Raw genomic sequence first — 25,876 nt, forward strand, 5'->3', positions numbered from 1 at the left:
GCAGAGATTGACTCAACATTTTGTGGAGACAGTGTGGTACTTTAGGAGGTAAAATAGTGTTATTTGAAAGGCAAGGATATGACACAGCCAACATTGTTATTTCTACATACATCTCCAGTTCACGTTGCTACCTTTGAGCGCCTAGTCGCTGAATGTGTGATAGATCCCGCCAGCGTGGCGCTTGAGCACGTGGTAGATGAGAGTCTCTTGCAAGAGGCGAGGGAGCAGGGTGGCGTTACCCCTGCCCTGCGCGCACGCATTGAGTGCTATGTTGAAGAGGGCGTGGAGCATGGCGCAAGTGTGATCGTTTGCACATGCTCCACGATTGGCGCCAGCGTGGAGGAGTACTCCGACCAGGTTCCAGTGACGGTGATGCGCGTCGACCGGGCCATGGCGGAGGAGGCCGTCAGGCAGGGCGAGTGCATCCTGCTGGTCGCTGCCCTTGAGAGCACCTTGGCGCCAACGCGCGAGCTATTGCTTGATGCTGCGCGCCGGGCAGGCAAAGCCATCGACATCGTCGAGCTGCTCTGTCGTGAGGCCTGGGCACATTTTGAGCGTGGCGATCAACAGGCCTACCTGGGCGAGATTGCCACGCAGCTCCGCGCGCATGCCCATGAGGCCGACGTTGTGGTGCTGTCTCAGGCCTCCATGGCAGGTGTGAGCGATTTGTGTCCCGATCTTGGGCTACCCATGCTGACGAGTCCCCGCCTGGGCACCCTGGCGGCCCTGCACGCGTATCAGGCGCGGCAGGAGCAGGCAGCCAGCAATCGTGAGCCAGAGCACGACGCCCGTCGCGAAGAAGCGCCCCAACAGTAGCGAGGCACCCCAGCCACTGATGGGCGCCAGGAGTGCGCCAAGCAAGGTCATGTGCCACCAGCCAGAGTCGCGGGGGCGCTGTCCCGCCCGAGCGAGCCATGTCAACAGCCCCAGCAGCGCCCCCAGCAGGAGCCAGCCAAGTGTGAGCGATAGTTCTATCATCTGTAATCTCTCTTTCCTATTGTCTGGAGTGAAGGGATGTGGATTGTGGAAATGCCGGAGGCATTTCCACAATCCACATCCCTTCACTCAATTTACCCTGCCTGGAAGACCTGACTGATCAGGTTGAAGAGCTTTGAGCCATCGCCGATGGTCTGGAAGAAGTTGAGGTTGGAGCGCACTTCGACATGATCAAAGATATGGAATTCGACGTAGTTGTGTGAGTGATGCAGGCGCGTGAGATCCCGGTCGAAGGCGCGGGTCTCGGTGAAGGGCAGAAAGGCGTCGTTGCGGTCATGCAGCAGGTATACGGGAGCGTGAATCTCTTTGATGATCTGGCTGGTTGAGAGGCCCTGGAGCTGCGCGTGCATCGCGGGCGTTAGCGCGGCCATATTCTGTGCGACCCGGTTCGGAGCTGTGCCGCTGAGGAGCTGATAGGCGGCGCGTCCCTCTGGCGAGAGCTGGTCCTGTTCTCCTTGTGAGAGTGGTGAGCCATCCTGGCTGAGGGCCTGTCGAATGAGTTCCTGCTCATAGACGGGAAGCTGTTCGGTGGTCACATTGGCAAGTACTTGTAGCGCGTAGGCGGTTGGTTGCCAGGACTCGGTCTTGCCATCGTAGGAGACGGCGCGGCGCCCAAAGGTCTCAAGCAGGGTCTCGGCGTTATAGTAGCCACCAAAGGCGGTAACATAGGCCACCTGGTCGCGAATATGGGGGTCCGCCGCCGCGTGCGTTATCAGTGGCACACCTGCGCTAAAGGCGATCATGCCCGTGCGCTGGCCCTGTAAGGCGGGGAGAGCTTGTAGGTATTGATAGGCTTGCACCACGTCCGCGCTATCCTCTATGGAGACGTCATCCTGCAAGAGGGTCGAGGTGGTCATTGCCACGACAACTATGCCTGAGCGTGCCAGCGTCTGCTCAAGATTGATCAACTGTGGCACCTGGCGTTGGTCTCCCACTCCAGGTAAGAGCAGCACGCCCTGGCGCTCGCCATGGATAAGCGGAACCATGTCAGGCGTAAAGATATCCAGGTAGAGCATGCCATGCGAGGCTGGAAGCGCTTTTTGCGTATGCGTGATTGGTTCGCCCGCCAGTGTGAGCGGTAGCGGCTCTGAAGCCGTGAGCAGCGATGGAAGAATAAAGGTTGCGCGCAGAGTCGCCTGGCCCCAGGGGAGGAGCGAGGTGTATATGCCGCCAAGGAAAAGCAGCGCCAGCAAGAAACGTGCCATGAGAGAAACTATGCTGCCACGTTTCCGGAATTTACCTTTGGTTGTAGATGTAGCCTTGAGAGCTTGTTCTCCTCCAGCACCTTGCCCAGGGGGATGATTATTCTGTGCCTCGGTTTGCATACTAGCTTTCCCTCTTTTGTGTACAATTCCGTATATGCATTGTTTTGCCAGTAGTATAGATGCTTTTCTTCTTCCTTGAAAGAGTCATTTGACCCATAAAATGGTAATTGTCTGGTGGTGTGATGCAAGTTGTCGCAACTTTGTCGCAATTTATGGGTATATACTCTGTAGAGCCTGTATGCTATTTTCATGTCCAGTTGGCAAAGCTATAATAGAACACATGTATAGAGGGGATGACGCACCTGTTATGGAGAAGGTACTACTGGTTGAAGACGAGAACGACCTGGCAAAGATTGTTATGCGCGAGTTGAGGGGCGCGGGATACGAGGTATTTCATGCTGAGGACGGCCTGAAGGCGCTGGATCTGCATGAGCGCCACCAGCCAGATGTAGTCTTGTTGGATTGGATGCTGCCCCGGCTCAATGGCCTGGAGGTGCTACGGCGCTTGCGCCAGAGCTCGGCGACTCCCGTGTTGATGCTGACGGCTCGCAGCGAGGAGGCTGATCGCGTCATAGGGCTGGAGATCGGGGCCGACGATTATCTGACCAAGCCTTTTAGTATGCGCGAGCTTGTAGCGCGTGTGCGTGCCCTGCTCAGGCGCGCCGAATTGATTAAGTTGACTATTAGCGCGGACCGCCGTGTGGCGAGCGAGGAGCTATGCCTGGGCAATCTGCGCCTCAATCCTCAAACGCACGAGGTAACCCTCGAAGGTGCGCTGCTGGATTTGAGTCCTACTGAATTCGCGCTGCTGCAACTGCTGTTGCGTAGCCCCGGGCGCGCCTTTAGCCGCTCCTATCTTATTGAAACACTCTGGAGTGGCACCTACATCGGCGGAGACCGCTCGGTTGATAATGTCGTCTTGCGCTTGCGCAAAAAGCTTGGCAAGCTGGGCGATTCCATCGAGACAGTCTGGGGCATCGGCTACCGCCTGCACAATGGAGCATCAGGTAAGGTGTAGGGTCCACGCTTGCTTGGACTTTTGTCGGGGAGAGAAATGCTTGACTCCCTGGGCAAGGCCGTGCAAGCATGATCCCTATAGAGCGGGCAGAGTAAAATGGTCAGGAGCCTGGAGTTTGTGGCCTGGAGACATATGATATGGGAAATACATTGATCAGGAAGATGCGCGAGTTCTGGTTTCAGACGCGTGGCTGGCAGGCCTTGCTCGAGATGGTGCTCATCCAGGCAGTAGTGATCATTACCTGGTGGCTGTTTTTTCGCGCGCAGATGGCGGACGAACCTGGACGATTAATGAATAATACAGTCACATTTTTCCTGTTTTATTGCCCCGTAAGTGTGTTCTGGAGTACCATGCGCTGGCGTACGTCAAAAGTGCGTCCCTGGCGCAGACAGGTGGGCGTCGAATTTCTCATGGCGGCCTGTGTGCTTGTGATTTTCCTGCTTGAGATGGTTTTTTTGGTCTGGACCCCTTTCCCTTCATTATCGGGTCTGAACACGATCATTTGGTCTGGCTATGCGGATCGCTTTCGATCCACTGATGTAGCGCATCCTCCGGCAACTTCGCTTGCTATTGATGTCTTCCTCTCTTTCTGTAGCGCCAGCTTTTTCCTGTTCCTGCGAGCAGCGATTCGTGTGCTCCAGGCCTGGAATCGCTTGCGTAAGCAGCATTTGAGCTGGGCGCTCACCCATGCGATTATGATGATTCCCATGTTTGGAGTAGGCGTGCTCTCACTTTTTATTTTATTCGCGAGTGCTTTCTCTTACTCAAAACCGGAGAACCTGCCGCTCTACCTGTTCTTGAACCTGTTCCTATCAGGGAGCGCCATCGCGGCGATTCTGGTCTTTGTGCTCCCGCCTGTCTTACTTTTCTCGAACTTCTTCGCGCGCCGTATTACGCAGCGCATAGAGACACTTGTGGGCGCGGCCAGCGCCATGCGCGCGGGCAATTATAGCATCCGTATTCCGGTGCAGGGCGAGGACGAGGTGGCGCGACTACAGAACGACTTTAACGCCATGGCCGCCCACCTGGAAGAGACATTGCATGAGCTGCAGAAGGAGCGCGACAACGTTGCGCAATTGCTCAACGAGCGCCGGGAGCTGATAGCCAGCGTCTCGCATGAACTGCGCACGCCTGTGGCGACCATGCGTGGTTATCTTGAGTCAACCCTGGCCAACTGGAATGAGGCTCCCCCTCCTATGTTGCGCCAGGATCTGAACGTTATTAATCAGCAGACAGTACGCTTGCAGGGATTGATCGATGACCTCTTTGCCCTGGCGCGGGCCGAGGTTGGCAAATTGAAGCTGCGCTGTGCTCCCAGTCATGTGGATGTGTTAACACAGCGCCTGGTGGATGTGTTGGCGCCCCTGGCCTGGCGTGGTAGTCGTGTGGAGATCATCGCGGATGTGGCGGTGAACCTGCCGCAGGCCCTGGTTGACGAGGCCCGGCTGGAGCAGATTCTGCAAAATCTTCTCAACAATGGAATACGACATACACCACCGGGAGGTATTATCTCCGTCAGCGCACAGGCAGACCTGGCACATGAAGAGGTAGTGCTGCAAATCAAAGATACGGGTGAGGGTATCCCCGCTGACGAATTGCCTCATATCTGGGAACGCTTCTACCGCACGGAGAAGTCGCGCCAGCAGCCTGCCTCTGGGACTGGCCTGGGACTGGCGATTGTCAAGGAGATGACGGAGGCTATGGGTGGAAGTGTGGAAGTTGAGAGCGAGGTGGGGTTGGGGACCTGCTTTACCCTGCGTTTCCCTCTGGCGGTGCAAGATATTACCACTAAGACCCCTATTGTGAAGCTGCTGGAACAGCGGCAGCAGCACTAGACGAGCATAGGAGTTATGCCCGACTGGTGCGCTGCATCTGTCCCAAAGTGGTAAGCAAGCAAGATACGGATACGTTGTCTCGATGGTGGATTACGCCTCTTCAGGAGCGTTTCGTTCCCGCTCCTGTTGTTACTATATCCCCTGTCCAGAAAAGATGTGTTTAATTTCATCTATAAAGAGAGGGAGGTGGTGAGGACAGCCTCACCACCTCCCTCTCTTTATAGATGAAGTGCTTTTCAAGTATGGGCGTATGATGGGCTTAAGTATAGTAATTATCCAGTAGTGTCGTACCATGCTTGACTGCTATGCTTCATCATTTAGGATTAGGCATGAGAGAGGTAAGAGTAGAGATATGTTAGATACATCTGTTTCGGTCTCACAGACATCATGTTGTATTGTTGGTGGGGGGCCTGCCGGTGCTATGCTTGGTTTGCTGCTGGCTCGGCAGAATATTCCTGTTGTGTTGCTTGAATCGCATATGGATTTTGACCGGGATTTTCGCGGCGACACAGTATTTCCCTCGGTCCTGGATGTGGTGTATGAGCTTGGCTTGATTGGGAAGCTTATGAAGATTCCGCATACCAAGATTTCAAAGCTGAGTATGCAGACGCCGAAGGGGATGATCTCTCTAGCGGACTATTCGCGCCTGCGGATTCGCTTTCCGCATGTAACGATTCTGCCTCAGCCTAACTTTATCTCGATGCTGATAGAGGAGGCCAAGCAGTATCCTCACTTCCAGGTCTTGATGGGCGCCCAGGTTGATGGCCTGTTACAGGAGAATGGCAAGGTATGCGGTGTGCGCTATCGTGGCCAGAGCGGACGTGGAGAGATACAGGCGCAACTGGTTGTCGGCGCGGATGGGCGTTTCTCGCGTGTACGCAAGATGGCAGGCCTGGAGCCTCAGTTCGCGGAACCAACTATGGATATTCTCTGGACGCGCCTCTCGCGTAAACCATCCGATCCTGAGCTGGCGACGGTCATCCAGTCAGATAAAGGAATTCTCTCGGTCTCGCCGCGCCCAGATGTCTGGCAGCTTGGATATCCTATTCCTAAGGGGGGCTATGCTCGTGTGCATGAGCGGGGTCTGGAGGCGTTGCGTCGCTCGATTGCCAATATCGAGCCGCTGTTTGAGGAGCGCGTCAATGAGATTAAGGATTGGAAGCAGGTCTCGGTCTTCTCTATCCAGGCTTACTGCCTCAAGCGCTGGTATGCGCCGGGTGTGCTGCTGATTGGAGATTCCGCGCATGCCATGTCTCCCATTGCGGGCGCGGGCATCAACCTTGCGGTCCAAGATGCGGTGACCGCCTCGAATATCCTGGGTGATAAGCTGAAGGCTAAGAATGTGCAGCCAGCGGATATGGAGCAGATTCAGCGTGCTCGCATGCTACCGGTCAAGCTGATTCAAAATCACCAGCAGAAGTTGCAAAAGCGCCTGGTGAAGCCCCTGGAAAAGGAGGGAACGCCACCCAGCCTTCCGCTGATGATGCGCGTTTTCTTTAGTATTCCCTTCTTGCGCGATATTCCTATGCGCGTCCTGTTATTTGGTTTGCGCCCCGTGCACATCAAAGCCTGACCTTTTCGCGCCTGCGACGTTCAGGGTATGGAATGAGGATGTAGTTGACGGGCTTCGCCCGTCAACTACATCCTCATTCCATACCCTGACTTACTATTCTGTTTTGGCTTCGACCAGGTGTTGGGGAGGAAGGGTTCGCTGGCCTCGGTTGTGACGTCGGGCAGTTGGAGGACCTGTAAAAAGGCTTCGACGACTGTGGAATCAAACTGGGAATCCGCACAGTGCTTGAGTTCCGCGCAAGCCTCTTCATGGCTGATGGGGTTGCGATAGATGCGCCCTGAGATCATGGTATCATAGGCGTCGACAACCGAGAGGATACGCGCGGCCAGCGGAATCTGCTCGCCGGCCAGGCCACCGGGATAGCCCTGGCCATCCCAGCGCTCATGGTGTGCGCCAATGATATAGGCGACAATGGCGAAGGTTCCACCAGCGCGTGAGAGGATCTGTCTGCCGGTGTCCGGATGGCGTCGAATAACCTCCCATTCATCTGTGTTCAGCGGCCCTGGCTTGTGTAGAATGCTATCTGGAACGGCGACCTTGCCGATATCATGGAACATGGCGGCGAGGCGCACGTTATGGATTTCTTCCGATCCACAGCGTAAACGACGGGCGACGGCCTCCGAGAGGTTAACCATGCGTTGCGCGTGCTCATATGTCTCTTTGTCATACGCTTGCATGGCAGCCAGGAGGGCGCGTGCCGTGCAGATCTCCTCAGAGGAGAAACTGCCCAATCCCGAGACGGTAATGATCTGGTGGGCGCGCTCTTCCGCGAAGACGATGCAGACGCGGTTGCGACCGCTATGCTTGGCGCGGTACATCGCGCGGTCGGCCTGCTCAAGCAAAGCTTCGCGTGTTTCACCATGATAGGGATAGATGGAGATACCGATACTCGCCGTAATGGTTAGCTCAACCGGTGTTGCGTTCTCGTCGATATCCCAGATGAAGGGTTTTTCCATGATCTTGTGACGAATTTTTTCAGCGACCTGAACGGCCTCAGAGACGTTACTGTGACGCAGTATGACCGCAAACTCTTCGCCGCCGTAGCGGCCCACAAAGTTTGTTATGCCAACGGTGTCTTGCAGGCGTATGCCAACCTCGTGCAGGACAGCGTCGCCTGCCGGGTGCCCCCAGCTGTCATTGATCAGCTTGAAGCGGTCTAAATCCACGAAGAGGAGGGCCATGGATTCCTGCGTTTCATTAGCCTCGCGTAGAGCTGTGTCAATGTATGCGATGACTGCCCGGTGGTTTGGCAGGCTAGTGATGGGATCGGTTACTGCCGCGCGGGCGTTTTCACGATAAAGCTGATCCACGGCTGTGAGAAGCTCCTGTTGCTGGGCAACGAGAATCTGTTGTTCGTGATATGCTTCCTCTAGCTGGTTGCGTAGTGCCTGCTCACGTGTATTGACCTTGCGCAACGTCGTCAGCAGGGTATGTTTCCGTGGTATCTCGGCACAGAGCCAACCAATGACAATAGCGATGAGGGTAAAGGTGACGACGGTAAAATTCCAGCGCATTTGTGAAAAGATCGTGGGTGCCCAGGAATGGCCAATAACCTCTACGATGCCAATCAGCATTGTGATAATGCCGAAGCATGAAACAGCTACAATCCAGGCACCCTCACGTCCGCTAATATGGGCCTCTAAGCGTGAATGGCGAGAACGATTTTTTAAGTGCACAATATAACGAATGACCATGGCGAAGACCTGGATGGCGGCCAAAAGCCAGATAATTGTAGTAATAGCACGTAGGAAAAGGTAGAAAGGGAGACCGTGCTGCGTGCTGATTGGATTAAAATCAGATATTCCTGTTAGGAGCAAGTCCATCAAGAGAACAAAAGCCGCGGTTATCCCTACCTGAACCAGTAAACTCATATAGGGAATGCCCTGGCGGTTGATGCGCGTTAGCCTTTCGGGTAACATCCCATCGCGGGCGGCCATAAACAGGAGACGTGAGGACATCGTGATGAACAGCACAGTCTTTCCGGTCGTACCGATAAGAAAGAAAATGAGAACAACTTTACTTATTGCTAGCCCGAAGGTGTTTTGAATCGCAGCAATACCTGTTTGTATAGGAATAGGATTGTTTTGTTGCCCGAAGAATAAGAGAACGCCTAGTGTTGAGAACAGGTAGAACGGGAGGATGATGGCATAGCTCCTCCAGATAAAATTACCTACGTTGCGGCCTCTATCAGGATGCTGATTTTTTATTTCGCTTGTCATAATGTATGGAGCTTCGCCTCCCAGCAGACCCCAAATGGCGATACTAAAAAATTCCATATGCTGTGGCCCCGGCAGTATGGTAGCTGAGCTTGTCGCCGGGGCATGTCCATTGAGGACCCAGAGATAGCCTGCCAGCCCCAGGAGAAGAATCTGAAGCATATTGAGGATGAGAATACCTGCAAGAATATATTTGAGTTTGCCCAGAGGAATAAATATGAGTCCCAACACAATGGCTGTGAGGCATAGCACCCCCCCTAGCTCTTCAACAGGTGTAGCAAATAGAGGTGAAGCAAATATTTGGAATATTACCAGACTACTTATGAGGGAGGCACTAGTGGCGAAGAGTCCCGCGAGCCAGAAGAAAAGTCCCGTAATTGATCCCCATTGTGGTCCTCCCAGAGCCGTAATCCAGCGATACTGTCCTCCATAACTGGCAACGCGTAGCGAAAGCCAGCGTGAGATAATGATGATAGGAAGGACAATAAGGAAGGCCAGGAGCCAGTAGATGAGTGCACCATACCCTACACCGCCTGCTATGCTAACGGGTGTAAACATCAGGACGGTGAGCAAGGAGAACACTAGCAGGTCTCTTTTAGTAAGCGTTTTTGGGAGCTGGCGCAAGGCATGAACAGGCTGGGTAGCTTTCAGAGGAACGTTTGCGTCGATATCCAGGCGCCTCAGAAAGGGATCCTGGTCTGTGTGGCGCTCAGGTGTAGGACTGTTATGCGGTTGAGCCGGAGTAGGGCTGGTTTCCATTGGTGGCACTCCTTATATACGCACACCTTCTTATAGTCTTGATTGTTGATTCTACCTGCTCACTGTGTCGCTATGTTTTATTCCAGTGTAGGCCCATCTGTATAGGGACTAAAGTCCTTAATCTTTATTGCTACCAGCAATAAAGAGAGCGCGTGAAGAGGACCCGGGTGGGAATTTGCCCACCCGGGTCCTCTTCACGTGCTCTCTTTATTTACTTCTTTTTGGCATTGAAGACGCCATAGGGGAGGGTCAGCTTGCTTTCAATGACCTGGCCTTCGACATCCAACACAAAGTTGATGCGTATGCCTGACAGGCCTTTGACGTGGAACTCTGTCTCTTTATAGGGTAGGAGTTCGTAGTCGGGTTGGCCGGGGATAGTCGCCTGGAGCGTCTGTTCACCCTTGAGGACGACGACCATAACTGTATCAAGTACCTTATATTCACCGATAAATTGCTCCAAAAAGCTCTTCTCGGTTAACTGCTTGTTGATGCTGCGTTTGAAGACGATATCGTTGGCGGTGGGCTCTAGCGGAACGATGAGGATATCAATATCACCACGGACAGTGCCCTGGAACGAGGCCTTGAGGTTGATATCGAAACGCTCGATCTCCAGGGAGAAGATATCGTAATGGTAATGCTTGAGCGGCGCTTTCATCTGGTTAAACTCGGCGTATAGCTCCTCGCTGTCCAGAGTCACTTCAAATGTGCCATAGCCTGGATGCGTATAGGTTCCCACATACGCCTCAAGCCGGTGTGATGGTTGAGTGTCTGGTATGCGCTCGCCTGCGTCCTGCTCCTGGCCTTGCTGCTCTGCTGCTTTGAATTCTTCACGAGTTTTCTGCGCGCGTGCGTGCCAGTCCACTCTCTCCAGGCCCACCAGGTGCTCAAAGGCCGCGTAGGTCAGGAGAGTTGGTACAGGGGAGCCACTCATATTTGTCAGCACGGCGATACCAATATTCTGGCTGGGGAAGAGCGAAACGAGGGAGCTAAAGCCGTCAATATTGCCACCGTGATGGATCATGGGGTAGCCACGATAGGGCTGTACAAACCAGCCCAGCGCGTAGCTGGCAAAGGGGCGTTCGGGATAGTTGTCCATGCCCGGGATGACCATCTGAGGGGCATGTAGCTGTATTACCTGGCTCTCAGAGAGGATGCGCTGGTCGTTGTAAAGCCCCTTGTTCAGGTGTAGTTGAAGCCAGTTGCTTAGCTCTTCGATATTAGAGACGATGGCTCCCGCGGGTCCAATGGCTCCCTGCGCTCCATAGAAAGCTATTTCGTTGACCTCGCCCTTGCTTTCCTTGTAGGGATGGGAGAAGTTTTCTGCCTGCTCGCTCGTCTCCACAATAGAGAAATTGCTCTGGCGCATGCTGAGCGGCTCGAAGATGCGTACACGTACAAACTCTTCCCAGGTCTGCCCGGTGATCTGCTCAATCAGGTAGCCTGCAGCCATATACATCAGGTTCTGGTACTGCCAGAGGGTACGAAAGTCTTTGGTTGGTTCCAGATAGGGCAGGCGCTCAAAAAGTTCTTTCCGGCTGGCGGTTGAGTTATACCATGCCAGGTCATGGCGCGGCAGGCCGGAGCGATGCGAGACCAGATCGCGAGCCGTCAGGCGCTCGCTTGCAAAGGGATCAGCCAGGCGAAAGGTAGGGATGTAGGTGCGAATCGGTGTATCCCAATCCAGGCGTCCCTCATCGGCCAGGATCGCGAGAGCCGCCGTCGTGAAGGCCTTGCTACATGAGGCAATGGGGAAGAGCGTCTGAGGCGTGACATCCAGGTCATGTTTTGTATCGCGCTTGCCGAAGGCTTGCTGGAAAATAACCTGCCCATCTTTGACAATCGTGATGGCTGTTCCCTGGACCTGCCATTCCTTCAGCATCTGGTGGACAAAGGTGGTGAACTCTTCCAGGCGAGGGGTCGTTGCAGTCGATGGATTTTCGGACACAGCATATCCTTTCTCTGCTAGCGCCGCTTCAAACATGCGACGAATGTGTGTACTGAAAACAAGTACGCATCTTGTCGCTGATCAGTTGCAAGACAGACGGGGTGCTATAGGCGCGAATGCAGCTTTTGAGGTATACTGTGTGCAACAACGTTTGTCTATAAGGTAAACATCGCTATGAGCACACGTAGCCCCTGCTAACCCGCAGGTAACTTTCAGTTTTGCAACCCGAATTCTTTCACGGGTGAAGATTGGTCGCGAGCGGCAATGGCTGGTCGCGGCCTTTGTGCGCGCGCTCCTCCCACTCTGAATGAGATTTTGCTCTTTATTCAGAGTTTTTGTTGGAGGAGAAGTTTGCGTGATGTACTTCAAGAATGTTTTTCGCCAGCCTGCTACCCGGGGGATATCGGCTGCCTACATGCAGGCGACCCTGCTCAGCTATGGTTTGTTTGACGAGATTGTTTCAGGTTTTCCCGTTGTTGGCCTGCCCCTCTTGCGTGATCGCCTGGGACTCAGTTATGAACAGATTGGCCTGTTGTTTGCCGTTGGCAGTTGTTCAGCTATGGTTCTGGAGCCGATTATCAATGTGCTCAGTGACCGCCACTCCAAGCGCTGGTGGATTTTTGGTGGGCTGCTGTGTTTGATCCTGTGCTTTGTCGTGGCGGCTTTCGCCTCCAGTTATGGTGTCCTGCTGGTGGTGTTTGCGCTCTATTATCCCGCCGTAGGAACCGCTGTGGGGCTGGCGGAGGCCACACTGATCGATAGTGATCCGGCCAGGAGTGTAGCGATAATGACGCGTTGGACCCTGCTTGCCAGCGTGGGAGATATCCTGGCTCCGCTCCTGGTAACGGCCCTGGTGAGCTTACAGCAGGGCTGGCCCGAGATCTGCTGGCTCGCGGCTGGCTTATGGGCGCTTCTATTCCTGCTTACGGTCGCGCAGCCATTTCCCAGGTGCGAACCTGTGGGAATAAAAGCTGAAGGGTCATTCGTTAGCAGTGATGATATAGTTCACGCCGAGCCTGGCGTCATCCCAGAAGAAGGTCGTGTAAGTACCTGGAGTGCTTTGAGCCAGGCTATGCGCAATCCTGCTCTACTGCGCTGGGGGCTGCTCGCGTTAATTCCAGATATGGTGGATGAGGTCTTGCTTGGCTTTGCAGTGCTCTACCTGCGCGATACGCTCCATGCCAGCGAGACGACCATTGGCTGGCTACTTACAGGTACATTGATGAGCAGTCTGTTGGGCCTGGCGCTGCTGGATCGTCAGCCGTGGCTACGCCGAATCGCCAGCCAGGTGCCGCATCGCGTGCTGGCCGGGATGGCTGTAGTTGTCCTGGCTGGCATGCTCTTGCTGTTGACGACGCATATCATCTGGCTGGCGGGCCTGGCCCTGGGTATAGTCGGGCTAGGTGCTGCGGGCTGGTATCCCATTGCTCAGGCTCAGACTTATGCGCAGTTGCCGGGGCGTTCCAGCCTGGTCCGAGCTATTACTGGCTTTGGAGAGCCTCTTAAGGCCGCCCTACCTGCTATCGTGGGCCTGCTGGCGGCGCACTTTGGCCTGCTGGCGGGCCTGGCCTTCCTGGGAAGCGCGCCGGTGCTCCTGCTGCTGACATTAATCGGCTATGCACCTGTAAAGGAATCGCAGAAGTAATGGTTATGATAAGTAATGGTTATGGTAAAGGAGTAGAACGATGAGTTTCTCTGTTGAAACCTTGAAAGAGCACACAAAAGAGCGTTTGACAAATGAGGTGATTGCCTGGTTTACAACGGTGCGACCCGATGGACGCCCGCATAGCGTGCCTGTCTGGTTCCTGTGGGAGGGCGAATCAGTCCTCATCTTTAGCAAGAATAACCAGAAGATCCGCAACCTTGCCCAGAATCCTAATGTCGTGTTAGCCCTGGACAATACTGATGATGGTGGCGACGTGATTATCCTTGAAGGCCAGGCGCGTGTGCTCTCAAGTGACGAAGAGCGGACCGACACTACCCTGCCCGCCTATAAGGCGAAATATGGCGCTGAAATGCAGGAAATAGGTTTCACTCCCGAGTCGATGGGGCAGGAGTATAATCAGGTTATTCGCGTGACCATTGACCGCTTCACCAGCCAGTAGGCAACCTCTTTTGCACGTGCGGTGTTTCTCGCCGGGTAATGGTGTGTTGAAGGATGGTGGCCCAGGGCCACCATCCTTCAACACACCATTAATCAGAATAAACTGGACATGCCTCCGCCCGGCAGGAGAGCAAAGAGGCAGTGGACTATTTAGCTACCAGATGAACAGAAGAACAGATCCTGCGAGCAGGGCTCCCATTGTAACGTTGAATATTCTTGCGCTTCGTTTCGTGGACAGAAATCGCTGTACGCTTGCTCCAAACGCCAGCCAGATGAAACAACTTGGCAGAGCGGCAAGGATAAACAGCAGACCAAAGCCTATCGCCTGGGTGAATGCTGTGCCTGCGACAGGATGCAAGTAGACGCTAACCGCGCTGATACTGACGAGCCACGACTTAGGGTTGATCCATTGAAAAGCAACTGCGCCCCAAAAACCGAGAGGCTGTTTCTCTGTTGTCGCGTCACTGCGACCTGCCGTGGCAATCTTCCACGACAGCCAGAGCAGAAAGCTAATGCCTCCCCACTTGAGAAGCAGGACGAGCCCCGGACTTGCCAGAACGACGTTTCCAAGTCCGAAGGCAACAAGGAACATCATGAGCCCCATTCCAATTACCACCCCACCCAGGCAGGGGAGCCCACGAAGCAACCCCACGTTGGCACCTGTCGAGGTTAAGATGAGATTGCTGGGTCCAGGCGTAATAGCAGCAACGACGGCGAAGAGCAAAAAGGTGATACCTTGACTGGCTGTCATCACTGAGATCCCTCCTCATACTAGAATTCTTGAGGTCAGTTGTTATGATTGAGAAGCATAGCAAAGCCAGCGGCATTGGTCTTGAACGATTGTGCACACAGGATTGGATGCGGAGTACTGAGACGGAATATGGAGTAGAATTCTTAGAAGCATGGTTTCAAGGGAGCGCCTATCAGAAGCACCGTCACGACACCTATGCGATCAGCCTGACGACCGCTGGCATCCAGGCCTTCGACTACCGAGGCCACTCTGAGATCAGCACACCAGGCCAGGTAGTGGTGCTGCATCCCGATGAGGTCCATGATGGGCATGCAGGCACGGAAGAGGGCTTCGGATATCGCGAGCTGTATGTGGAACCGGCTTTGATTTTTGAAGCGATTCAGACCATGTGTACTCACACCTGCTCGCTGCCATTTGTATGTACGCCGGTTACAATGAATCAGAAATTGTCTGCTGCAGTCATCAATGCCTTTCAGGACACCCGCGAATCGCTGGCAATCGATAGTCTCATTATGCAATTGGCAGAGGGGCTGATGGAGGCAGATCCGAGTTGCAAGCAAGTCCCTCTTCCTCGTCATCTCGATGTTGCTGCCCTGAAACGAGCACGCCAGTATCTTGACACTCAGAAAACGCGGGTCGTCCACTCATTGGAATTGGAGGCAGTGACTGGACTCACCCGCTACGATCTGGCCCGGCAGTTTAGGATCATGTGTGGGACCAGTCCCTACCGCTATTTGCTCATGCGGCGTCTTGACTTTGCTCGCGAACAGCTCGTCCAGGGCCGATCGCTGGTCGAGGTCTCTATAGAGGCTGGTTTTGCTGATCAAGCGCACTTCAGTCGGATGTTTAAAGCCACCTTTGGGATCACGCCTGCACGTTATCAAGCGATGAGAGTGGTAAAAGGCGCGAACGTTGAGCAGCACAATCATTGAACGCGCCGTTTACAAGCACTATCGTGCCCTCCTGCATGAGCGGGGGCCATTTTACCTGCGGTAGCGAACTAGCAGACGAGGGGGATGAATCAGGAAGCGGTCGGAGACCCAGGGGGCGCGCGGTGCGTCGGTTAGCTCCGCCAGGGCCAGAAGGGGCGTATCGTAGTTGACACGCCAACCGGCGAAGTCGCGCCAGGCCTGCTCGCGATCCGGCTTCATCGGCACACCTTCTGCGGCGAGTTCGTCGTAGGCGAGATTAAACTCTACCTGAGAGATACTGATAGGATCGGTTGGCGCGGGATTAGGATCAAAGGGCATTTTGAAGAAGCTTGAGACATAGCGTAGGCAGAGATAGCCAGCACGAATACAGAGATCCGCCTGGGGATCGTGCGGAATATCCAGAGCCGCATTGATCAGCGAGGCGGTATCCAGGATAGCACCCGCGGCAGTCACCCATGAGCGCTGCGGTTGAGGTGAGCGGAAGAAGGTGAGCGAACCCAGTGAGGTGTGGCTCTCTTCAATTTCAGCAAACCATTTCTCCCAGCTACGCCAGACCTCTGTGAGTTGTTCCAGGCCACCAATGCGGTAGTAGCGTTTGATTAGCTCGACCGCCGAAGGTGGCGAGCCAGCGCGCGTCTCTAGCAGTGTCACGGCCTCTTCGCGACGTGAGAACGAGGTATAGATGGTTGGTAGATAGGAGATTAATAATGCAACGAGTAGCAGGCCTATAGCGGCTTCCGAGAAGGTCAGGAGGGTGTCGGGAAAGGTATCGACAAAGGCTATCCCCAGAGTAAAGAGCGAGGAGCCACTAACCTCAAATGCCCGGTAAAGGGAGCCATTGTTCAATCCCCAGAACATAGCAGTATAGCCCAGCTGGATGCAGAGGAGCCAGGTAACCAGGAGGGCTAACAGGCTCATAGGGGCGTACAGCTCCATAATTTGATCGCGTTGCTCATAGGTGGTAGTGCGCCGTTTGCGTATTTCAAAAAACATGCGCACAGCGAGAAAGACACTGCGGCTGAACACATCGGAGGCGCTACGCGGTAGCACAAAGGTGCGTATCGCGGAAAGTGCCGCGGCAATGACGCTTGTTGCCCCTAGTAGAAAGACCAGGATGCGCAATAGAAGCCAGAGTATATCATACATGCAGGGACTACTCCGTATTTTATACTGATTATTATGCCCGGATTGGCATTGTCTCTATTTTACCAGGGAAGCGGTCTAAGTGCAGGCTGTTTGCCACGAATGTGCTGTGGCAGATTGATCACAACGATGCCCGGGCAGAACAGGAGTTTAGCCTTCAGGCGTAACACTGTCTGGTTATGCAGAAAATACTCCCACCAGTGTGCGACGACAAACTCTGGCAGAATTACTGAGAGGGTTTCATCGGGATGACGCTTGCGTATCGTATCAATGTAGGCCAGCAATGGGCGAAAGAGTGAGCGATAGGGAGATTCTATCAGTAGCAGGCGCGTCTCCTCGTCCTCACCAATATACTGCTGCCACTTCATCCAGTCCTGGCGTATCTTGAGTGCGCTCTCCTCATTGACGACGACATGGACGGCGGTCACATGGCGTGTAATGGAGCGCGCATAGGAGAGGCTTTGAATGGTGACGCGGTCGAGCCGGTCAATGGGAATGATGACGCGGTGCTTGATCTGTTGTGGCTGCGCGGGAACGTCGGTGGTGCGCTCGCTTTCGAAGATGTGGTAGTGGTGCTCGATACTTAGAAACATTAGCACTAGTAAAGGTATCAGCAAGATAACGATCCAGGCCCCCTCCACAAACTTCATAGCGGCGATGATCATAGCCACAATCGCGGTCGTGCTAGCGCCCAGGCCATTAATCATGATGCTCCTGCGCCAGTTCTTAACGGTCCCACGCAGGTGCCACCAATGCATGACCATACCTGCCTGCGAGAGTGTGAAGGCGATAAAGACGCCAACTGCGAAGAGATTGATCAGGGCATCGGTGCTCCCTTCAAAGACTATGAGCAGGATGCAGGACATGACGGCCAGAGCGATAATGCCGACTGAGAATGCCAGGCGGTCCCCACGGAATGAGAACTGTCTGGGGAGGAAGCCATCGTGCGCGAGGAGCGAGGCCAGGCGTGGAAAATCAGCGTAGCTTGTCTCCGCCGAGAGGGCCAGAATACCCAGCACTGCGAGCTGAAAAATGGGAAAGAGGACGATAAACGGGCCAGAATTGCTGTAGACCTTCAGGGCGATCTGCGCTACCACGGTAGGGTTGCCGGAGGGATGAGCCTCAATGCCATAGGTCATTGCCAGCAGCGTAATGCCCAGGAAGAGTGTTCCCAGAATAAAGGCCATGATAGTCAGGGTCGTCGAGGCATTACGTGTCTCTGGCTTCTTAAAGATAGGGACGCCGTTGGAGATCGCCTCTACGCCCGTCATCGCTGAACAGCCAGTTGCGAAGGCGCGCAGTACGAGCAAGACTGTGAGGGGTTCGAAAACTGTGTCTTTCATTGGTGCAAAAGTGCCAATGATAGGTTGGTGATGAGTGACATAGGCCTTGAAGAGGCCAACGCCTATGAGCAGGGCGGCGTTGATGACAAAGAAGTAGGTAGGGAAGGCAAAGATAGAGCCGGACTCGCGCACGCCTCGCAGGTTAAGCAGTGTGATGAGTACCACGAGCGCGATGTCGAGGAGCACAATTGAGCCATGTAGTTCTGGAAAAAGCGAGACCATGTTCAGGACGCCAGCTGAGATACAGACGGCGACGTTGAGCACATAATCGATGAGGAGCGCGGCGGCGGCGACCAGTCCGGGAAGCTTGCCCAGATTCTCGCGCGCCACGGTATAGGAGCCGCCGCCATTGGGATAAGCAGGAATAGTCTGGCGGTATGAGATGGTGACGATGCAGAGAAGTAGGATAATGACCAGGCTGATAGGCAGGGTCAGGCCCAGGTGAGCAGGTCCGGCGGCCGCCAGGTTGATCAATATGGCCTCGGTGGCGAAGGCAACTGAGGAGATGGCGTCAGAAGAGAGGAGAGGCAGGGCTTTAAATTTGCTCAGGCGTTCATGCTCCGCCTTAGCGCTGGCCAGGGGGACACCAATCAGGGCGCGTTTGGTCCAGTAGGCCGCTTGGGATAGGCGACCCTCGGGAACCTCCGCAGCCTCAGTGGCCTCTAGCATACCACTCCCGACGCGACGCAGAGGGGGATTCTCTGGACGAATAATAACATAGCGCATATCCCCCAGGCGCCCGCCTCGTCGTTCCTCGCCTACAGGCGTCTGCAGATCGTAGTCATCTGCTTGTATCTCCGCACCGTCTTTACCGATGTATGTTACCCTATTAAAGAGTTTATCGGGGTTATCCATATGTAAGCTTAAGCTTTCTTAATAGAGCATCAATTGTACGCTGAATATAGCATACGTGATCGCTCATAGAAAGAGATTTAGCGCCAGCGACCAGAATTTTGAGAAAATTTTTAGAGGGAAAAAGTGTTTTGAGTATTATGATGGTCTGGCGGAGCCAGACCATCATAATACTCAAAACATTAGCGCTTCGCGGCTCGCCTGAATCTGTCAGGATCTGGCGTTAGCATGGACATCTCTGGCTGGGTCGGGGCATCGGTATGCGGTGGGACCTGCAGGGGAGGTGGGGGCGTGATTGGTGGTAGCTGGGTTCCGGGCGCGTCGCCGATAATACCCGCTAGAGTTTTGAATTGATCGTATCCCAGGCGGTTCTGCGTGCTGCCCCACATTTTCTCGCTCAAGGCCTGGACGGCGGGCTTGATGCGTTCGTGTAGTCCAGCTTCGTCGACGGCTCCCCCCAGCCTATCGTTCCATTCGGCGAAAATGGCGCCTTCAAGTTGTGGGTCGCCCGGTGCATAGTTGAGTTTGGGGTTGCTCAGGTCAAAGATGTATGGCTCCCATTTGTTGTAGAGCAACTGGGTATCCAGGTAGTCGTGATAGTAGGTGACTCCAGGCACGATATAGAGATTCTGATCGTTGGCGTTGATGATACGAAAGCCCATCTTTTTCATATCAATGGGGTTCGACCACTGGTTATTCCAGACCTCCAGCGTGGCATCACTATCGACCGGGACCGAGCTCTTCATCTCTGAGAGGCTGCCCCAGATGCGAGCCTTCTTGCCGTGCTGTTTCAAGTAGGCGATATAGTGATTGATGTAGCGCCGGTAGTTATCGGCGTCGCTCACCGCGTACTCGTCGACGCCGATGTGAAACTCACCAGTATCGAACCAGGGCAGGAACTCGTCCCAGACGGAGTCCATAAAAGTATAGGTTTTGGGATTGCTTAGATCCAGGAAGTCTTTGTCATATTTGCTGCTTGCCAGGTCAGGCCGGTACTTAGTGAATGCCAGGGCATGCGCGGGCGCGTCGATCTCAGGTGTGATCGTTACGCCATAGGCACGGGCCAGGTCCTGTAGCTCGCGCATATCTTGCTTGCTATAGGCCCCATCGGTTGCCGCCAGCCCCTGAAACTTGTCGCTCTTGAGGCGAAAGGCGGAGTACTTTGCCTCCCACCCATCCTCACTGCCGACGCCAGACTGGTTATCGTTGAGGTGCAGATGAAAATCATCCATTTTGTACCAGGCGAGCAGCTTCACATAGTCCTTGAGGATGTTTAAGGGTATGAATTTGCGTCCAACGTCCAGCATAAAGCCGCGCATAGGATAACTGGAATAATCCCTGGCCAGGCCCCTGGGGATGTGAGATTTGGCGTCATCTTGCGTGAGGATCTGGAGCAGGCTCCGTGTGCCATAGAAGGCGCCCTTGCTGGTGCGGGCATCGATGATGACGCTATCCTCGATTGTGAGCAGGTAGCCCTCATCACCGATGGCGCGATCGGTGGCCCCCAGCGTCAGGAAGAGATCGCCCGGACTGGCATTAGGAGCTGTAGAAATAGAGACGTTGCGCTTTGCGACTATGCGCAGGTCATTTTGAAAGGTGCTGGCCGCCTCTTTCAACTGCGTTTCATAGCGTGTATCAATAACAATATGCGCCAGGACTGGTAGTTCGAATTCCCCCACACTACCCCGCCACTCGCGCAAACTGGGGATGACTTTAGGCGCGGGATTAATCATAACGGTAGCCTGCCTGGCTGTAGGTGCCTGTGGATTAAAAAATATGGCCAGGAGGACGCCTAGTAGACAGAAGAGTAGGATGATCCCGCTTGTTAGTAAGAACCGTTTGCGCTTCAACTATCATCTCCTAAAAATAGAGTATATTTGCGCAAGGAATTTTTACTTCCTCTTATCAGGAGCTATGCGCATCAAATGTAGTATAAGAGTGGTAAAACGGGATGTCAATTTCAGGGCGTTTCACCCTATATTAGTCCTGGCTAGTTGGTAATAGCCATCTCCAGCTAGTTGAGTGTTTTTCTGGAGGGGCGTTGAACCTCTGTCAAAAAGAAGATGAAACTAGAACATGATTTTTTCCTCTTGCAACGAGTTTTGCGCAAAGGTGGATTATGATTATTGCGCCTGCAAATCCTTGAGCAGGGACGAATAGTGTTGACGATTGAGCGGCAATTCGACCTCGCAGTGGCAGTGGCTTGAATAGATCATTGCATTTGCCAGTTCCAGTTCCTGGCATGCCTGTACGCCATCGGCATAGTCGCTACTCCCGTGGAGAAGAGCATCGTGGAAGTCGCGATAGACAGCTATGTGATTGCCTTGCCCTTGTTCCAACGTAATAGCATATGGATGATGTACAGGTTGGGCATAGGGCTCGCGGCTGGTAAGCGCATATTCGCTCATGTCGAGGTCTAGCGTGCGGGCCAGCAGCTTGTCACGACCAATTTCCAGCGAGCCGCGGGTCCCTATGATCTTCAGATGCTCAGGATCATCGGCCTCCGCTGAGCTGATGTGCACCATGCCTAAAGCTCCATCCTGCCATTCTAGCATTGCCTGGACTGTATCCTCAGTTTCGATCTGGTGCAGCAAGTTACGCGTCCAGGCCAAGATGCGCCTGGGGGAGCCGAGCAAATGGCAAAGCAGGTCGAGATTATGTGATGCCTGGTTGGTGACAATTCCTCCTCCTTCTCCTGACCAGGTAGCTCGCCAGGGTGCCATTTGATAGTAGAAGGATGGCCGTGTCCACACCGCCATCAACTCAACGCGTTGGATCTTGCCCAGAACACCCTCCTGCAGCAGCTTGCGCGCGGCCATGATCTCGGGGCGATAGCGTTGCTGAAATACGACGCCAAGCACACGTTTGTACCGATGCGCGGTCGCGATCATCTCGTCGGCCTCCGCCACCTGAAGCGCCATGGGTTTCTCAACCAGCACATGACAGCCTGCTCGCAAACTCTCTATGACCATGGAGGCATGCAGAAAAGGAGGAGTAAGGATGACGGCAACGTCTGGTTGCGTCTCGGCCAGCATCTGCCGGTAATCTGCATAAAAGGCGCATTGTAATTCGTCGGCGCGCTGCTGACCTATTGTTGTATTGATATCTGACGCGGCGACAAGATCAACTATTGGTAACGCCAGGGCTGATCGGTGGCCATTCAAAATGCCCGCACCTACGCCAATGATGGCGTGCCGCAAACTCTGTACCTGCGATGCTTTCATTGTTTTTTCTGCCTTTCTTGCATGAAAGAAGCTCTCTAGAGAGCTTCTCCTTTGTCTCTGACCTCTTAGTTTCTCTCGATTGAGGGGGTAAATGGAGGATACAGAGAAACCTTGATATATTGTGTTAGTTGAGTGTCACTTCCGCCTCTTGTAGCATCTGGTACAGGGCGGCAAAGGACTCACGAGTTGCCTGCTCACGTCCACCGTTAGGGTGAATATAGTGGGTTTCAAGCGAAATAATCCCGGTGTATCCATCCTCAGCAAGCGCACGGAATTGGCCTACATAATCGATGGAGCCAGTGCCCATCTTGACGAAACGCCTCTGCTGGGGCGCATCCAGGGGATAGGTAGCATCTTTTACATGCATATGCAGAACACGTCCTCGCACATGCTGGTAGCCAGCTGGAAAAGGGCTTGAACCAACATACGCCTCGTTGCCGGGATCCCAAATGACACCAAATGCGTCTGCGGGAAGGCGCTGAAGTAGCCAGCCAGCTTCCTCTCCTGTCGCAATATTACAGGCATGTTCATTCTCTAGTACAAGCTTCAAGCCAGCTTCTTCTGTGAGGCGAGCAGCCTCAGCGATCACTTCCAGGAGAACTGGGCGTATGGTTGTTGGATCGGGTATGCGCAGGAAGGAGAAGGTTCGTACCAGTGGAGCCCCAAACAGGGCGGCGACCTCAAATGAGCGCTGCAATAAATCCCATTCTCGCTCCTGCTCCTTCGTGCGTGCTGTAAGAGCTAGCTCACTCCAGAGGGGGCATTTCAGGAAAGGTGAAGCAATTGAACATACACGAAAGCCTTGATCGCGTAAGAGAGATTGAATGCGCATCAGGCTGGCCGTATCATGGAGGACTATATCTTTGCCCTCAACCTTGCGTAGTTCGACCGTATCGACCTGGAGATCGCGACAAACGTGAAGCGCGTGCTTAAGATCCTGAGAAATCTCATCTGTTACAATACTTAGCCGCAAAAGTAGCTCCTCTCTTTCAATACTCATGCTAGAATATCTCATCGCCCAACGAACGACTGCCGAAATTGGTCCTATTGAGGTGTAGTGTTCAGTTACTCGCGATAGGCCAGGTCAAAGGCTATTTCAAGCGCGCTATCTCAATCAGCAGACGTGTTATGACCAGTAAAGTGCCAGGTATCCCCCTCACTTGTCTCTCTCATCTGCTGTTTTGTCCGGGAGCACAAACAGGTCATCAACGACGACCATCTTGCCAGTGCGCATTGACTCATTGGAAGCGATGCCAACCAGGATTGAAGCGGCACCATCGATATGTGAGGCTGCTCGATTGAAGGGATCAGCTGGCGGAGTGGGCGAGAAGAGTTGCTCTAGCAAAATGGGATCGGCGCCGCCATGCCCTCCGTCTCCCGTTGGAACTTCAACATCGTATGGGAGAGCGAACATTGGGTACGCACGGATACGTGCGGATTTGAAAGGCCCTTTGCTGGCGTTCATTCTGGCCTCTCCATTCCCTTGGAGATGATTGACATTCTCGACAATATCCATCTCAATCCGGCCCTTGGTGCCAGTAATCGCCACGCGCAGACCTTCCCAGGGCGCGTAGGTAACCAGGCAGTAGGACAGCAGCACGCCATTGCGATAACGCGCTGTCACACACATGGTATCTTCAATCGTAATTGGCTCTCCAAATACATTACGATCTCGTAAATAGCCCGTCTCATTTTCAGCAGCCTGGTAGAGGCCACGAAACATCTCATTGTTCTCCAACGTCAGCGCAAAAGGATCATTGTCAGCCTCCGGGACGCCAGTGTAGCGCTCATACGCATACTGTTCGCCGCGGGCTTCGGCGTTTTTCTTGCCATAGAAGCTGAGATCGCCCAGCGCAAAGACCTGGTGAGGGTATGAAGCAATCCACCAATTGACAAGGTCAAAATGGTGTGTAGCCTTATGAACAAGCAGACCGCCACTGTGCTGTTTTTCGCGATGCCAGCGGCGAAAGTAATCTGCGCCATGATTGGTATCCAGTATCCAGGAGAAATCGACTGCCAGCGGTTTCCCCACCGCACCCTGCATCACCAATTCGCGAAAGCGCGTATAGGCTGGGGCATAGCGATAATTAAAACTCACTCGTAGTGAGCGGCCAGTGCGTTCAATTGTCTGGAAGATAGCTCGCATTTTTTCCGCGCTTGTAGTCATAGGTTTTTCCGTGATGACATCACAACCTAATTCCATGGCGCGTATGATATAGAGATGATGTGTGGCATCTATAGTCGTGACGATTACTGTATCGGGATGGGTTTCGGCAATCATCTCGTCAAATTGTTCGGCATGATAGGTTGGTAGAGGCGGCAATCCCGCCAGCGTTTGTAAGTGCTGGTTATACCAATCCATGCGGACCTGGCTCAAATCGCAGAACGCGACCAGTTCCGCCACGTCGCGATATGTAGTGATGAGCGCGTCAATAAACATGCGGGCGCGCGCCCCCGTCCCAACCAGCGCATAACGTTTCTTCTCCATGCTTGCTCCGTCCCTTCGCCTTCTTTGTCCTGTTGGTGGCATAATTTGTGACCGATCACAACTATTATATGCACTATTTTGCCGGATAAATCAAGCCGTAGTGGATCAACCTCTCAAAAATCCTCGCTAAAGGGGCCATAGAAAGAGCATGTAATGCTCTTTCTATGCAACAACACACGTAACTATTTAAGAGAAGAAAGCGTTAAGAGTAATAATGGCTTCGCTTAATGCATTTTTAGGGTTCAATATCAATAGCTCACCTATTGACAGCTTCATCTAAAATTGGCTATACTGTGAACGGTCACAATATGATTGCAGCATTGGACATATCAAGTGAGCACGAGAGATGGGGAAAGAGCCTGTCATGGCCCAGAAAAAAAAGAAGACTACCATTCGTGATGTTGCACGGCAGGCAGGTATTTCCTATCAGACAGTTTCGCGTGTTTTGAATGGGAACAATAATGTTGCAGAGGAGACGCGCAAGCGTGTCCTGCTGGCAATGCAAGAATTGGATTTTGTCCCCAATAAAGTTGCGCAGATGCTTAACACCAATCGCTCGCAGATTCTGGAGTTGATTATTGTTGACATTATGCAGGGTGGTCACTTCGCTGACTCCATCAGGAGTATGGCGTTGGCGGCTAGGGATGCTGGCTACAACCTGCTTGTGACTATGACCAGCTCGGATGAACTGGGGATGGCGTTGGATAACGCCGCGGCGAGGTTGGTAGATGGAGTAGTGATGTATGCTCCTGCTCTTCATATTTCCGATGAAAAGTTGCTGGAGTTATGCAATGGGCTCCCCCTGGTGCGCCGCGACTACGTGCCGACTTCCCGTCTTGCATGGGTCGGCTTTGACCAGGTGTACGCGACGCGTATGGCCGTGGAGTATTTGATTGAACTTGGACATCGCCAGATTGCGGCCATTCCGCCCTCCATCAATCTGATCAATGGGCAGTTGCGCTATACTACCTGGAAAGAAACATTGCGCCAGCATGGTCTGGAGCCGGGACCTGCGCACGAAGCACATTATACGTTTCGTAGTGGGTATGAAGCTATGGAGCGCATTCTAGCGACACACCAGCCTTTTACAGCTGTGCTGGTTGGTTCAGATACGATGGCGTTGGGGGCGATGCATGCTCTCCATGAGCATGGCTTGCATATTCCAAACGATGTCTCAGTACTTAGCTTTGATAACGCGGAATTGGCCTCCTTTACTGAACCGCCGCTGACGACAATTAACTTTGCCTTTAGAGAGCAGGATAGTATGGCCATCAAATATCTTGTTGAGATCTTAAACGATTCGGAGATGAAACTGCATCAGCGTATCTTATTACCGGATCTGGTGGTACGAAAAAGCACACGCAAGCTTGCTATTGATACTACATACGTACAGTAACGTACAGTTCCCACTCGTACTTTGTTCATTGGAGAG

General features: G+C 53.6%; 18 protein-coding genes. 8 read left to right on the plus strand and 10 right to left on the minus strand.

The features are described from left to right. The first annotated feature begins 78 nt into the window (after positions 1-78). Positions 79-816 (plus strand): aspartate/glutamate racemase family protein, encoded by a 738-nt coding sequence (locus JMJ16_RS45930; protein WP_201392534.1) that lies wholly within the window; start codon positions 79-81, stop codon positions 814-816. Between the two features lie 254 nt (positions 817-1,070). Here JMJ16_RS45930 and JMJ16_RS45935 read toward each other — a convergent pair whose 3' ends face one another. Further along, positions 1,071-2,321, minus strand: coding sequence for a S9 family peptidase (locus tag JMJ16_RS45935; protein ID WP_201392535.1), 1,251 nt, complete (start codon positions 2,319-2,321; stop codon positions 1,071-1,073). Between the two features lie 247 nt (positions 2,322-2,568). Here JMJ16_RS45935 and JMJ16_RS45940 point away from each other — a divergent pair, with 247 nt between their 5' ends. The 3 genes from JMJ16_RS45940 (at position 2,569) to JMJ16_RS45950 (ending at position 6,687) form a co-directional block, all read left to right on the plus strand. Next, positions 2,569-3,279 carry a response regulator transcription factor gene (locus JMJ16_RS45940; protein WP_236602011.1) on the plus strand — a complete coding sequence of 237 codons (711 nt, stop codon included), beginning with the start codon at positions 2,569-2,571 and terminating at the stop codon, positions 3,277-3,279. A 137-nt stretch (positions 3,280-3,416) separates the two neighbouring features. Continuing rightward, positions 3,417-5,114, plus strand: coding sequence for a cell wall metabolism sensor histidine kinase WalK (locus JMJ16_RS45945; protein ID WP_201392539.1), 1,698 nt, complete (start codon positions 3,417-3,419; stop codon positions 5,112-5,114). 352 nt (positions 5,115-5,466) lie between these two features. Then, positions 5,467-6,687, plus strand: coding sequence for an FAD-dependent oxidoreductase (locus tag JMJ16_RS45950; RefSeq protein WP_201392541.1), 1,221 nt, complete (start codon positions 5,467-5,469; stop codon positions 6,685-6,687). 65 nt (positions 6,688-6,752) lie between these two features. Here the strand turns inward: JMJ16_RS45950 and JMJ16_RS45955 are convergent, their stop codons facing one another. After that, positions 6,753-9,662, minus strand: coding sequence for an amino acid permease (locus JMJ16_RS45955; RefSeq protein ID WP_201392543.1), 2,910 nt, complete (start codon positions 9,660-9,662; stop codon positions 6,753-6,755). Positions 9,663-9,873: 211 nt separating this feature from the next. Then, positions 9,874-11,607, minus strand: coding sequence for a serine hydrolase (locus JMJ16_RS45960; protein ID WP_201392545.1), 1,734 nt, complete (start codon positions 11,605-11,607; stop codon positions 9,874-9,876). 358 nt (positions 11,608-11,965) lie between these two features. On the opposite strand from JMJ16_RS45960, the gene JMJ16_RS45965 reads away from it, so the two are divergent. Both JMJ16_RS45965 and JMJ16_RS45970 read left to right on the plus strand, forming a co-directional pair. Continuing rightward, a complete protein-coding gene (locus JMJ16_RS45965) occupies positions 11,966-13,252 on the plus strand; it encodes a sugar MFS transporter (RefSeq protein ID WP_201392548.1) in 1,287 nt (428 codons plus the stop codon). Positions 13,253-13,292: 40 nt separating this feature from the next. Beyond that, entirely contained in the window at positions 13,293-13,712 is a 420-nt protein-coding gene (locus JMJ16_RS45970) for a TIGR03618 family F420-dependent PPOX class oxidoreductase (protein WP_201392550.1), read from the plus strand. 153 nt (positions 13,713-13,865) lie between these two features. Here JMJ16_RS45970 and JMJ16_RS45975 read toward each other — a convergent pair whose 3' ends face one another. Beyond that, complete coding sequence (locus tag JMJ16_RS45975; protein ID WP_201392552.1) at positions 13,866-14,462, minus strand: LysE family translocator; 597 nt, start codon at positions 14,460-14,462, stop codon at positions 13,866-13,868. A 44-nt stretch (positions 14,463-14,506) separates the two neighbouring features. Between JMJ16_RS45975 and JMJ16_RS45980 the strand changes: the two genes are divergently transcribed. Continuing rightward, positions 14,507-15,394: an AraC family transcriptional regulator gene (locus JMJ16_RS45980; protein WP_201392554.1), complete on the plus strand. Its 888-nt coding sequence runs from the start codon at positions 14,507-14,509 to the stop codon at positions 15,392-15,394. Between the two features lie 51 nt (positions 15,395-15,445). On the opposite strand, the gene JMJ16_RS45985 is transcribed toward JMJ16_RS45980, so the two are convergent. The 6 genes from JMJ16_RS45985 to JMJ16_RS46010 form a co-directional block, all read right to left on the minus strand. After that, positions 15,446-16,540, minus strand: a complete 1,095-nt coding sequence (locus JMJ16_RS45985) for a hypothetical protein (RefSeq protein ID WP_201392556.1) — start codon at positions 16,538-16,540, stop codon at positions 15,446-15,448. A 59-nt stretch (positions 16,541-16,599) separates the two neighbouring features. Continuing rightward, positions 16,600-18,735, minus strand: coding sequence for an APC family permease (locus tag JMJ16_RS45990; protein ID WP_236602012.1), 2,136 nt, complete (start codon positions 18,733-18,735; stop codon positions 16,600-16,602). A gap of 179 nt (positions 18,736-18,914) precedes the next feature. Further along, a complete protein-coding gene (locus tag JMJ16_RS45995; RefSeq protein WP_201392558.1) occupies positions 18,915-20,582 on the minus strand; it encodes a family 20 glycosylhydrolase in 1,668 nt (555 codons plus the stop codon). Positions 20,583-20,855: 273 nt separating this feature from the next. Next, positions 20,856-21,956 carry a Gfo/Idh/MocA family protein gene (locus JMJ16_RS46000; protein ID WP_201392560.1) on the minus strand — a complete coding sequence of 367 codons (1,101 nt, stop codon included), beginning with the start codon at positions 21,954-21,956 and terminating at the stop codon, positions 20,856-20,858. Between the two features lie 124 nt (positions 21,957-22,080). Continuing rightward, on the minus strand, positions 22,081-22,956 hold the full coding sequence (locus JMJ16_RS46005; RefSeq protein ID WP_201392562.1) for a sugar phosphate isomerase/epimerase: 876 nt from the start codon (positions 22,954-22,956) through the stop codon (positions 22,081-22,083). A 156-nt stretch (positions 22,957-23,112) separates the two neighbouring features. Continuing rightward, a complete protein-coding gene (locus tag JMJ16_RS46010; protein ID WP_201392564.1) occupies positions 23,113-24,444 on the minus strand; it encodes a Gfo/Idh/MocA family oxidoreductase in 1,332 nt (443 codons plus the stop codon). A gap of 364 nt (positions 24,445-24,808) precedes the next feature. Between JMJ16_RS46010 and JMJ16_RS46015 the strand changes: the two genes are divergently transcribed. Then, entirely contained in the window at positions 24,809-25,840 is a 1,032-nt protein-coding gene (locus JMJ16_RS46015; protein ID WP_201392566.1) for a LacI family DNA-binding transcriptional regulator, read from the plus strand. Positions 25,841-25,876: the final 36 nt, after the last annotated feature.

The sequence above is a fragment of the Ktedonobacter sp. SOSP1-52 genome (assembly GCF_016587395.1).